Here is an 11834-nt window from a genome sequence, read left to right on the forward strand (position 1 = left end):
TGCCGACCAGCGGCCGGCATCCGCGCAAAGGAAAACCCGCTGCCTGCGCAGCGGGTTTCCGGTCCTGCTCCCTGTTTCCTGTTGCCGGCCAGCGGCCGGCACTACCGGGTCCGGGCTGCCGGGCAGGGCCCGGCGCTGCCTCAGAACTTGTAGTTCACGCCCAGCATGTAGGTGCGGCCCCATTCGATGTACTCCAGCGGGCGGTCCTTGCTGCCGGCGTAGGTGCGGTACGGCTCGTTGGTCAGGTTGCTGCCCTGCAGCAGCAGGGTCAGGCCACGCAGGGCGCTGCTGTCGCTGAAGGTGTAGCTGACCTGCGCATCGGTCACGTTTTCGCCGACGACATAGCGCAGGCTGCGGTTGCCGTTGAAGTTGCCGATCTCACCGATGAAGTCCGACCGCCGGCGCTGGCTGACGCGTGCTTCAAAACCGCTGCGCTCGTAATAGGCAGTGAAGTTGTACACGCGCTTGGACAGGCCCGGCAGGCTGATCGGGTCACTGCCCACGCTGGAGGCGCTCTCCGGATCCAGGATGGTGATGTCGCTCTTGTTGAAGGTCGCGCTGGCCTGCAGGCCGAAGCCACGCAGGCTGTCGGTCAGCATGTCCAGCGGGAACGATGCGGTCAGTTCCAGGCCCTTCAACGTGCCGCCCTTGCCGTTCTGCGGCGCGGAGAAGGTGCCGGTGGTCAGCACCGGCGCATCACCTGGTTGAGAAACCCAGTTGGCCACTTGGTCGCTGAAATCATAACCATCAATTGTCTGCGTATAGACGTAACTCTTCAGGTCCTTGTAGAAGATCGCCGCCGCTACGTAGGCCTTCTCGCCGAAGTACTTCTCGTAAGACAAGTCGACCGCGGTTGCACGCCAGGGATCCAGCAGGGGGTTGCCGCCGCTGGCCCCGGGCTTGCCGGTTTCTCGGGCAACACCAAAATCCAGACCGGCGCGCATCTGATCCACGCGCGGGCGTGCGACCTGCTTGGCGACGGCGAAGCGAAGGGTCTGCTGGTGCGGGAACAGGAAGGCCAGGTTCAGGCTCGGCAACCAATCGTTATAAGTTTTCCCGCTGGCGATAGGAAGAACGTTCTCGCCCGCTGGGCGGGAGCGGTCAAAGTAGCGCGAATCCGAGCTCTGGTCGGTGTGCTGCATCTGCACGCCGATGTTGCCGCGCACGCCCACTTCACCGATGTCGGTGTTGATGTTCAGGCGCGCCCAGGCGGTGGTGATCTTCTCTTCGACCGTCCACGACTTGGGGATCAGGTAGTCCAGGTTGTCGACCGGGTTGAAGGTCATGTAACGACCCACAGCGGCCGGTACGTTCCAGGCCGGGATGGTGCCGAGGCCGGCGAAGCCCAGGTCCACCGGACGGTACTGCAGGTCCGAGGCGATGTTGGCATCGCCCTGTGCGCCGAGCAGGATGTTGCCTTCGGACTGGGTCTTCACCTTGCGGCGGTCGGCATAGTTCACGCCGATGTCGATGTCCGGTGCCCACGAGGCGATGGCATCAGGAAGGGCGATGGTGGCAGCCAGCTTGCCGCCCTTCAGGCGGTCTTCCACCTGCGGCACCTTGCCGTAGCCGGAGCCGTAGATCGTGTTGGTCAGGAACAGTGCATCGGGGTTGGAGTAGTTCAGGCCCGGGGTGATCTGCGAGAAGCCGTCCTGGCGGATCGACACGCCGACCGTATCCAGTTGCGGCATCGGGGTCAGCTGCAGGTTGTTTTCCAGGTTCAGCTCGTCGCGCGTGGCCTTGGAGTAGTTCAGGTCGGCGACCAGCTTGACGCCGCCGAAGTTGAACTCGTTGTTCCAGCCGAACGCATCGATCTTGTCCTTGCGCTTGTTGTACATGCCGCGCACCAGCGGATACACGCCGCTGGCGGTGCCGCCGGTGAACGAGCCGTTGGCGTTGACCTGCGGGTTGCTGACCAGCAGGCCCGGGGTGTAGTTGCCGTTGTAGTTGCTGAGGTTCAGCTCGAACTGGTTGGCGGTGTCGATCTGCTCGGCTTCGGTGTGGAAGGCATCGAAGGTGCTGGTCCAGCTGTTGTTCGGGCGGAACTGGATCGTGGCCATCACGCCGTCGCGCTTGTTGTTGCCGGTGCGGCGCAGCGCCTTGATGCCATCGGAGAAGTAGGTGCCGGCACCCACGCCCGGGCGGTCGCCCTTGTCGGTGTGCTCGGTGGTCCACGGCTCGTACAGGCCGACCTGGTTCTCCTGGATCGGCATGTCGCTGTGCGCATAGCCGATGGCGATGCCCAGGGTCTTGTCCAGGAACTGGTCGATGTAGCTGGCGCTGAAGCGGTTGCCGTACGGATCGGTGTTGGCGGCGCGGCCCAGCGAGCTCTTCTGGTAGCGGCCACTGACCGCGATCACGCGCTCGCCGAAGCTGAGCGGGCGCGCGGTCTGCATGTCGATGGTGCCTGACAGGCCCTGGCCGACCAGCGCCGCGTCCGGGGTCTTGTACACCGTCACGCCGTTGACCAGCTCGGACGGGTACTGGTCGAACTCGACGCCGCGGTTGTCGCCGGTGCTGACCACTTCGCGACCATTGAGCAGGGTGGTGGCGAAGTCCGGCGACAGGCCGCGCACGCTGATCACCTGCGCACGGCCGGCCACGCGCTGGGCGGCCAGGCCGGGCAGGCGCGAGATGGATTCGGCGATGCTGACGTCGGGCAGCTTGCCGATGTCTTCAGCGGAGATTGCCTCGACCACCGAGGTGGCGTCCTGCTTGACCGCGATCGCGCTCTCGATGCCGCGGCGGATGCCGGTGACCTGCACCGTATCCAGGTTGGTGGCGGCGGTGCCGGCCGGCGTGGTGGTGTTCTGCGTGGACTGTGCCGACGCCAGCGTCGGCGCCAGGACAACGGCCAGCGCGATGCTCAGCGCGCTGCGCTTGTGGTTCAACATTTTCCCCTCCCAGGCAATGTTGCAGATCGATTTGTGAGCGTTCCGGCGGGGCCGAGAACGTGCGACGCGGTGGCCGCTGTCGTCGCCGCTATGGTAGGCAGCGCGTTCTTCGCGGGAATCACCCTGCATACGTATTCAATGGCGTCTGCAGGGTTGTAATCGCTTTCAGGTGCCTTGTTCGGTAGAGCCGAGCCCATGCTCGGCTGCGTTTCGGTGCTACGCACCGCCGCCCGAGCATGGGCTCGGGCGCTACGGGAGCGCAGGTAGGAAAACGTTCAGTGGATGGGCGTGAAGCGAATGGCCTGCCCACCGCCCGGTGCCAGCACCAGCGTCAGTGCATCGGCACTGGTCACCTCGCGGGTTTCGCGTGCGAACGCGAACGGGTTGCTGCGGAAATCAGCGCCTTCACCATCGCGGTAGATCTCGGCGCGATAGCGCACGCCTGGCTCCAGGAAGCCCAGCGGTACCGGCAGCACGCGGCCGTGTTCGTCGGTGATGCTGCCGAGGAACCAGTCGCGGCTGTTGCGGTCGCGGCGCACGATCGTCACGTAGTCACCCACTTCGCCATCGAGCACGCGGCTCTGCTCCCAGTCCACCGCCACGTCCTCGATGAAACGGAACGCCTCGCGATGCTGCAGGTAGTGTTCGGGCAGGTCCGCGGCCATCTGGATCGGGCTGTACAGCACCACGTACAGGGCAAGCTGGCGGGCCAGCGTGCTGGGAATGGCCTGGCCGTGGCGGCCCTTCAGGCTGAGGATGCCGGGGGTGTAATCCATTGGCCCGGCCAGCATGCGGGTGAACACCAGGTTGACCTCATGCTCCGGCGGGTTCGGCGGCTGGCCCCAGGCGTTGTATTCCATGCCGCGCGCGCCTTCGCGTGAGATCCAGTTGGGATAGGTGCGGCGCAGGCCGGTATCCTTTATCGGCTCATGCGGGTTGACCGACAGGTGCCGGCGCGCGGCTTCCTGCACCACCTTCAGGTGGTGGCGGGCCATGAACTGCCCGTCGTGCCACTCGCGCCACAGTGGGCCCCCGGCCGGATTGCGGCGGTCGACCTGGCCGTCGTCGCAGACGTAGCCGGTCTTGAACTGGTCCACGCCCAGTCGTGCGTACAGGTCCAGCGCGGCGCCCAACTGGTCCTCGTAGTGCTCGATGGCGCAGCCGGTTTCATGGTGGCCGATCAGGTGCACACCCTTTTTCAGGCCGTACACCGACAGCGCTTCGATATCGAAATCGGGCGTGGCACGGGTGAAATCGAAGTCGTAGCCATTGCCCACCCAGTTGCCGTCCCAGCCCGGGTTCCAGCCTTCCACCAGCACGCCACGGAAGCCATGCGCGGCGGCGAAGTCGATCACCTTCCTGGTCTTGGCGGTGGTGGCCGCGTGCTTCGGTCCGGTTGCCCAGCTCTCGCTGTCCAGGTGCATCGACCACCACACGCCCAGGTACTTGGCCGGCTTCACCCAGCTCACATCGCCCAGCGCGTTGGGTTCATTGAGGTTGAGGATCAGGTCCGATTCGACCAGGCCACCGGCACGATCGGCGATCTGCAGCGTGCGCCACGGCGTGGCGAAGGGCAGGGTGCGGCGTACCTTCCAGCCTTCGGCCGAGGGCGACAGCTGCGCGCGCAGGCGCTGCCCCTCGGTGCGCCGCAGCCACATGCCGGCATAGTCCACCAGCGCGGCCTCGTGGATCGCCACGTGCAGGCCATCGCGGCTGCGCAGGGTCATCGGCGTATGCACCAGCGGCACTTCGCGCAGCGGCGTGTGCTGATACAGGTATTCGTAGTGGATCGGTTCGCCGGCGGGAATCCACCAGGCGGTTGATTCGGGCGCGATGGCGAATTCGGTCAGTTCGTCATCGATGATGGCTTCGCGCAGGTTCGGTTGCTCAGGGAACACATAGCGGAAGCCAAGGCCATCATCGTAGACGCGGAACACCACATCCAGCCGCCGCTTGCGGCCGGTGGTTTCAGTCAGCTGCACGGTCAGCTCGTTGAAGTGGTCGCGGGTGAGCCGGCGCTCGCCCCACGGCTGCTCCCAGGTGTCGTCGACGCTGCGCCGCTGCTGGCCCAGCAGGGCGAAATCGCGGTCCAGGCGACCGTCGCGCAGGGCAAAGCCAAGCTTCGAATCCTCCACCACGGTGTCGCCCAGGCGCTCGACACGGTAGCGGGCGGTGCCGCCGTCCAGCAGCAGACTGACCTTCAATACCTTGCCCGGCGATTCGACGCTGGCCACCTGCGGCGTGGCCTGTACCAGCGTGGACCACCCGATCAGGGCCAGCCCGAGCATGTGCGCGAACACCGCGCGTACAGCAGTGGATGACATCGGCAATTCCCCTCCCAAGGCGCCGTTGGCAGACCCGGACCATAAGCCAGCGCGGCGGGCGCGCCACCGCGCGATGCCATGAATACGTATGCAACTGGACGCAGCCGACAGCCCCGCGTCTACCATGGGGCCCAGGCACCTTGAGGGAGGGGCCGCGCCCGCCCGCCGGCAACGACGGTGCGGACCTACAACGCGTGCAGAGAGGGAGGGAGGCCGACGGGCGCAAGCCGGTCCGCCGCTTCGATGCTGAAGATCATTTGCCTGACCGCTGCCCTGGGGGCAGCGCTGGGATCGACCGCGCAGGCGGCCGACCTGCAATTCGACGGTCGCCATGCGCGCGCCGAAGCCGCTGCCAAGGGCAGCTTCGTGCTGCATGCGCCGAAGGGCGCAGTGCAGATCGCAGCCGCACCGATGCGCAGCCAGACCGGCAGCGTGATGTTCGATGCCCTGTTCGCGCTCGCCCAGCAGGAGATGTCCCAGGACCGCGTGGACGCGATCCGTGATCCGGCGTTCGACGAGGGCCGGCCGGTCCCGTGCGAGTGCTTCCAGACCGGTGCACGCTGGCCCTATGTGTGGACCCGTGATGTCAGCTTCGCCGCCGACCTGGCGCTGGCGCGGCTGGACCCGCAGCGCACCCGGCAGTCGCTGCAGTTCAAGCTGTCGGCAGCCCGTGACGGGCGTACGCCCGGCCTGTTCGTGGCGCAGGACACCGGTTCCGGCGGCAGCTGGCCGATCAGCAGTGATCGCGTGGTGTGGTTCCTGGCGGCACGCCACCTGCTGGAGGACCGAGCGTTTGCCGATCAGGTCTGGCAGGCGCTGCAGGGCACGCTGGCGCAGGACCGCGCGATGGTGTTCGACGCGCAGATGGGCCTGTACCGCGGCGAGACCTCCTTCCTGGACTGGCGCGAGCAGACCTATCCAGACTGGACCCGCGAGGACGTGCGTTTCATCGGTGATTCCTACGCACTGTCCACCAACTTGCTGCACTACCAGGCACTGCGCCTGGCCGAACGCCTGGCCGGGCAGCACGGCGATGCCCGCGCGACCGACTACAGGGCCTGGGCCGATGCGTTGGCGCAGCAGATCAATGCGCGCTTCTGGCGCGAGGATATCGGCCAGTACATGAGCTACATCGGCGAGGCCGCGCACCCGGTGCCGTACGCCAAGGTCGATCTGCTCGGCCTGTCGCTGGGCATCCTGGCCGAGGTGCTGCCGCCCGAGCGCGCGCGGCGTGCGCTGGCGGCGTATCCGATGGGCCCGGCCGGCAGCCCGGTGGTGTGGCCGCAGGAGGCGCAGCAGCCGATCTACCACAACCGCGCGATCTGGCCGTTCGTCAGTGCCTATTCGCTGCGCGCGGCGCGCCAGCTGGACGATGCACCGCGCATCGCCGCCGAGATCCGCTCGCTGATGCAGGGCGCCGCGCTGGCCGGTTCCAACATGGAGAACTACGAGCTGGTCAGCCAGGCGGTGCATGTTGACGAGGGCGTGCTGAGCGGCCCGGTGGTCAACTCCGAACGCCAGCTGTGGTCGGTGGCCGGCTATCTGTCGATGGTGGTCGAGGGCGTATTCGGCGTGCAGGACGATGGCCGCGTGCAGCCCAAGCTGCCGGCCGTGCTGGTGCCCGAACTGTTCGGCAATCAGCGCCGCATCTCCCTGGAGGCCGATGGCAGGCGTTATGTGCTGGAGCGACCGAAGCAGGTGGGTGATGGCCTGCTGGTGGCGGGCAAGGTGAAGACCCGTGGCGCCACCACCACCGTGCAGCTGGTGCCCGCCGCAGCGGCGCCACGCAGCGCGGCGACGACGGCCGACGCAGATGCGCGCGCACCGGCCACGCCGGCCGCACCGCAGGTGCAACGCAAGGGCATGGGCTGGAATGTCGTGGTCGCTGCCGGCCAGGTGCTGTGGCAGGACGGCCGGGCGCTCGCCGCCAGCAATGGCCTGGCACGCATCGGTGACGATGGCCTGCAGCATTGCCTCAGCCTGACCCGGCGCGACGGTGCAATTGAATCGCTGCACAGCCCGATGGTCTGCGTCGGTCCGCAGCAGCGACTGAAGGGTACGCAGCGCTGGCAGTTCACCTCCGCCAGGGCCGGGCAGGTGCGCCTGCGCCTGCAGTACCGCAATCCGAACGGGCCGATCAACACCGGCGTCACCGCTGCGGTGAAGCAGCTGGTGCTGCAGTGCCCGGGCCAGCCGTTGCAGCGGCACACCGTCACCCTGCCGCACAGCGTGGCCGTGCAGGACTCGACCTCGGCGACATTCACGGTGCCCAAGGGCCGATGCACGGTCACGCTTGAAGAAGGCTTCAACATGAGCGCGCTGCAGCACTTCGCGCACTACACCGGGGGCAAGGGCGGACGCGATGGCGTGCTCAACCAGGCCCAGGTGCAGGCGCTGATGGTGGCGCCGGTGGCCGCGGCAGAGGGCGCACGATGAATCGTACCGCCAAGCCGCAGCTGTCGTTCTGGCAGATCTGGAACATGTGTTTCGGCTTCCTGGGCATCCAGTTCGGCTTCGCCCTGCAGAACGCCAATGCCAGCCGCATCTTCGAGACGCTGGGCGCGGACATCGACGCGGTGCCCGGGCTGTGGATCGCCGCGCCGCTGACCGGCCTGCTGGTGCAGCCGGTGATCGGTTACCTGTCCGACCGCACCTGGACGCGCTGGGGGCGCCGCCGTCCTTATTTCATGATCGGAGCGGTGCTGACCACGCTGGCGCTGCTGGTGATGCCGAACTCGCCGACGTTGTGGATCGCCGCCGGCACGCTGTGGGTACTCGATGCCTCGATCAACGTGTCGATGGAGCCGTTCCGCGCCTTCGTCGGCGACCAGCTGGCGCCGCGCCAGCGTCCGGCCGGTTATGCCATGCAGAGCTTCTTCATCGGCGTGGGCGCCATCGTCGCCAGCTTCCTGCCGTTCATCCTGGCCCACTTCGGGGTCGCCAATACGGCCGCCGAAGGTGAGGTGCCTGATACCGTGCGCTATGCGTTCTACTTCGGCGCGGTGGTGCTGTTGGCGGCAATCACCTGGACGGTGGTCAGCACCCGCGAATACTCACCGGCGGAGCTGGCCGGTTTCGATGACGCCGAACCTCCGGCACGTCACGCAGCGGCGCCGATCAGCGGCCCGGCGCCCTGGGTGCAGGTGGCCGGATGGCTGGGGCTGGGCGTACTGCTGGCGCTGCTGATAACCTGGCGGCAGGGCGACCGGATGCTGTACGTGCTGGCCGGCCTGTGTGCCGGCTATGGCCTGCTGCTGGCGCTCGCGCGTACGCTGCCGGCCACGCACATGCTGGCCGCCATCGTCGGCGACCTGCGCGCGATGCCGGTCACCATGCGTCGCCTGGCGTGGGTACAGTTCTTCTCGTGGTTCGCGCTGTTTGCGATGTGGATCTACACCACCGCCGCGGTGGCTGGCGCCCACTTCGGTTCGACTGAACCAGAGTCGGCGGCCTACAACGAGGGCGCCAACTGGGTGGGCGTGCTGTTTGGCGCCTACAACGGGTTCGCCGCGTTGGCGGCGGTGCTGATTCCACTCATGGTGCGTGCGATCGGCCTGCGCTGGAGCCACCTGGTCAACCTGTGGCTGGGCGGTGCCGGCCTGGTCTCGCTGATGTTCATCCGCGACCCGCACTGGCTGCTGCTGTCGATGGTCGGCGTCGGTTTCGCCTGGGCGTCCATCCTCTCGCTGCCGTATGCACTGCTGTCCGACAGCGTGCCGGCATCGAAGATGGGCGTGTACATGGGCATCTTCAATTTCTTCATCGTGATCCCGCAGCTGGTGGCGGCCAGTGCACTCGGCTTCGCCCTGCGCACGTTGCTGGGCGGCCAGCCGATGCATGTGCTGGTGCTGGGCGGCTGCAGCCTGTTCATTGCCGGCCTGTGCGTGTTGTGGGTTCCGTCCCGTCCGGAGGTGGTGTGATGCGTGCTGCGTTGTCTGTTGCTGTTTCCTTGATGCTGCTGGCCGGCCATGCGGCGGCCGCGCCGCGCCCGGACTATGTGGGCACCACCGAACCGTTCGCCAGCGATGCGGTGTACTTCGTGGTCACCGACCGCTTCGTCAACGGTGATCCGTCCAACGATCACCGTGACCAGGGCGGCGTGCACCGCACCTTCGATATTCCGGTGCCCTGCCCGGACAAGGTGGACGGCAACATCGGCTATCTCGGCGGCGACTTCCGCGGCGTGCTCGACAATGCGCAGTACATCCGCAACCTCGGCTTCGGCGCGGTGTGGATCACGCCCATCGTCGACAACCCGGACGAGGCCTTTACCGGCAGCAAGCCGATCAGCTGCACCAGCACGCTGACCGACCGCGGCAAGACCGGCTACCACGGGTACTGGGGCATCAACTTCTACAAGCTCGATGAGCACCTGCCCAGCAAAGACCTGGATTTCGCCGGGTTGACCAAGGGCCTGCACGGTGCCGGCTTGAAGGTGGTGCTGGACATCGTAGGCAACCACGGTTCGCCGGCCTGGACCATGCCGACACGGCAGCCGCAGTTCGGGCAGATCTTCGACAAGGACGGAAAACTGATCGCCGACCACCAGAACCTGCCGCCGCAGGAACTGGATCCGAAGCACAACCCGCTGCACGCGTTCTACAACAGCATTGGACCGGTCGACAGCAAGGACGGCTCGATCTTCGATGGCAACCTTGCCGAGCTGTCCGACTTCAACCAGGACAATCCGGCGGTGATGGACTACTTGGTCGGTGCTTACCTGCAATGGGCCGCTCAGGGCGTGGATGCGCTGCGCATCGACACCATCGGCTGGTTGCCGCACCCGTGGTGGCATGCCTTCGTCAAGCGTATCCGCGCCGAGCACCCGGGCATGTTCATGTTCGGCGAAGCGTTCGATTACGATGCCGCGCGCATTGCAGAGCACACCTGGCCGGCCAACGCCAACGTCAGCGTGCTCGACTTCCCGTTGCGCGGTGCACTGGAGCAGGCGTTCGGCACCGCCGGCAAGGGTTTCGAGACCCTGGCCGAGCCGCTGCATCTGAGCGGTGGGCCGTATGCCAACCCGTATGAGCTGATGAGCTTCTACGACAACCACGACATGCCACGACTGCAGGCCAGCGACAGTGGCTTCATCGATGCACACAACTGGCTGTTCACCGCGCGCGGCATTCCGGTGGTCTATTACGGCTCGGAGACGGGCTTCATGCGTGGCCGTGCCGAGCATGCCGGCAATCGCGCTTACTTCGGCCAGCCGCGTGTGGATGCTGCGCCGAAGAGTCCGATCTTCGCGCCGCTGCAGCGTATCGCCCGGCTGCGCGCAGCCACTCCGGCGCTGCAGCGCGGCCTGCAGGTGAATGAGCGCCTGCAGGGTGATGAGGCGGTGTTCTTCCGCGTGCTGCAGCATGGCGAGGTGGCGCAGACCGCGCTGGTGCTGCTGAACAAGGGCGACAGTGCGAAGACCTTCACCGTGGCGCGGTACGTCCAGGCGGGCCGCTGGCGTGATGCGCTGGACGGCGGTTCGTTGCAGGTGGATGCTTCCCTGAAGGCCGAAGTGCCGGCGCACGGGGTGAAGGTGTACGTGCTCGATGCCACCGTGCAGCAGCCGGCGCTGCAGGCCGAGCTGGACAAGGCGATGGCCGACCAGCGGGCGCGGGACGTGCGGCTGGGGCGGTAGTGCCGGCCGCTGGCCGGCAACCCATGAATCCATGGCACCTTCAGGTGCCGGCCAGCGGCCGGCACTACCGGGGTGACCATATCCGGCACAATAGGCCCCCCTCATGCCCCGCCGTATCGCCATGACCGACCTCGCCCCGCAGACCCCGATCGAAACCCTGCTGAAGGCGGCGATGGACGGGTCGGTGCCGATCCGCGCCTTCATGGAGGCCTTCGTCGCCTCCGAGGTGGTACTGCTGACCGGCAGCCTGGTGACCCCCGATGGCAGCGGCTTCGACCCGCTGCTGTTCGACAAGCAGGGCACCCTGCACGTGGCCGTGTTCACCGATCCGTCGCGGGTGGGCATCTACAGCCAGCAGGCCGAACACCAGATCCGCTGGCGGATGCTGGACGTGCTGCGCCGCGTGCCGGGTGGCTACGGCGTGGTGATCAACCCGGGCACTTCGCTGGGCTTCGAGATCTCGCCCAGTGGCGTCGGCGAGATCCTGAAGGACTTCGCCCAGGGTTGATTGTCATGTAGAGCCAAGCCCATGCTCGGCTGCCGTTCGCGCAATGCCGGATCAGTCGAGCACGGCTCGATACTACAGAGAGCTTCCCTTCGGGCACCGTACGTGATCCCCTTTGGACTACATCGGGATCGAGGCACTCTCCATGGAATTCAGCGAATCACCCGCCGACGCACCGGCACGATCACGCCATTCCCGCTCCGCACTGGTCTTCCTGTTCGCGGCCATCGTCGCCGCACTGGTGTCCATGCCTGTTCTGCGTGCGGTGGGCATGGTGCTGTGGCCGGTGTTCGCCATTGCCTGGCTGATCAACCTGGGGGCGGCCTGGCATCTGGGCCAGTGGGCGCGCCAGCAGGGCCGTCCGGCGTGGGCATTCGGGTTGCCGGCGGTGCTTGGCACCGTCGCCTCGATCGTGGTCTTCGTGCTGCTGGCGTTGCTGGGGCCGAAGGCCCCGGTGCGCTGAACTTTCGCGGTTG

At 66.7% G+C, this 11834-nt stretch carries 7 protein-coding genes; 5 read left to right on the forward strand and 2 right to left on the reverse strand.

What is annotated here, in order from left to right; genetic code table 11:
- Positions 1 to 140: 140 nt before the first annotated feature.
- Together AC5P56_RS18970 and AC5P56_RS18975 are read right to left on the reverse strand one after the other, a co-directional pair.
- On the reverse strand, positions 141 to 2894 hold the full coding sequence (locus tag AC5P56_RS18970; RefSeq protein ID WP_185741874.1) for a TonB-dependent receptor: 2754 nt from the start codon (positions 2892 to 2894) through the stop codon (positions 141 to 143).
- A gap of 275 nt (positions 2895 to 3169) precedes the next feature.
- Positions 3170 to 5224 (reverse strand): glycoside hydrolase family 97 protein, encoded by a 2055-nt coding sequence (locus tag AC5P56_RS18975; protein WP_495231851.1) that lies wholly within the window; start codon positions 5222 to 5224, stop codon positions 3170 to 3172.
- A gap of 237 nt (positions 5225 to 5461) precedes the next feature.
- On the opposite strand from AC5P56_RS18975, the gene AC5P56_RS18980 reads away from it, so the two are divergent.
- From AC5P56_RS18980 to AC5P56_RS19000, 5 genes are all read left to right on the forward strand, one after another.
- The gene (locus tag AC5P56_RS18980) at positions 5462 to 7654 is read left to right on the forward strand and encodes a glucosidase family protein (protein WP_495231852.1); all 2193 of its coding nucleotides are present in this window, start codon (positions 5462 to 5464) and stop codon (positions 7652 to 7654) included.
- Positions 7651 to 9138, forward strand: a complete 1488-nt coding sequence (locus AC5P56_RS18985) for an MFS transporter (RefSeq protein WP_495231853.1) — start codon at positions 7651 to 7653, stop codon at positions 9136 to 9138. The genes AC5P56_RS18980 and AC5P56_RS18985 overlap by 4 nt, the downstream gene beginning before the upstream one ends.
- Positions 9138 to 10853 carry an alpha-amylase family glycosyl hydrolase gene (locus AC5P56_RS18990; RefSeq protein WP_134808594.1) on the forward strand — a complete coding sequence of 572 codons (1716 nt, stop codon included), beginning with the start codon at positions 9138 to 9140 and terminating at the stop codon, positions 10851 to 10853. Before AC5P56_RS18985 ends, AC5P56_RS18990 begins: the two co-directional genes overlap by 1 nt.
- Positions 10854 to 10974: 121 nt before the next feature.
- A complete protein-coding gene (locus AC5P56_RS18995; RefSeq protein WP_032960680.1) occupies positions 10975 to 11361 on the forward strand; it encodes an SseB family protein in 387 nt (128 codons plus the stop codon).
- Between the two features lie 142 nt (positions 11362 to 11503).
- On the forward strand, positions 11504 to 11821 hold the full coding sequence (locus AC5P56_RS19000; RefSeq protein ID WP_032960678.1) for a hypothetical protein: 318 nt from the start codon (positions 11504 to 11506) through the stop codon (positions 11819 to 11821).
- Positions 11822 to 11834 lie beyond the last annotated feature (13 nt).

The sequence above is a fragment of the Stenotrophomonas sp. YJH_SMC_131 genome (assembly GCF_059367975.1).

What these genes read in the sequence shown, in the direction of transcription:
- AC5P56_RS18970 (WP_185741874.1), bottom strand. Translation starts at nt 2,894, where the DNA reads ATGTTGAACCACAAGCGCAGCGCGCTGAGCATCGCGCTGGCCGTTGTC.
- AC5P56_RS18980 (WP_495231852.1), top strand. Translation starts at nt 5,462, where the DNA reads ATGCTGAAGATCATTTGCCTGACCGCTGCCCTGGGGGCAGCGCTGGGA.
- AC5P56_RS18985 (WP_495231853.1), top strand. Translation starts at nt 7,651, where the DNA reads ATGAATCGTACCGCCAAGCCGCAGCTGTCGTTCTGGCAGATCTGGAAC.
- AC5P56_RS18990 (WP_134808594.1), top strand. Translation starts at nt 9,138, where the DNA reads ATGCGTGCTGCGTTGTCTGTTGCTGTTTCCTTGATGCTGCTGGCCGGC.
- AC5P56_RS18995 (WP_032960680.1), top strand. Translation starts at nt 10,975, where the DNA reads ATGACCGACCTCGCCCCGCAGACCCCGATCGAAACCCTGCTGAAGGCG.
- AC5P56_RS19000 (WP_032960678.1), top strand. Translation starts at nt 11,504, where the DNA reads ATGGAATTCAGCGAATCACCCGCCGACGCACCGGCACGATCACGCCAT.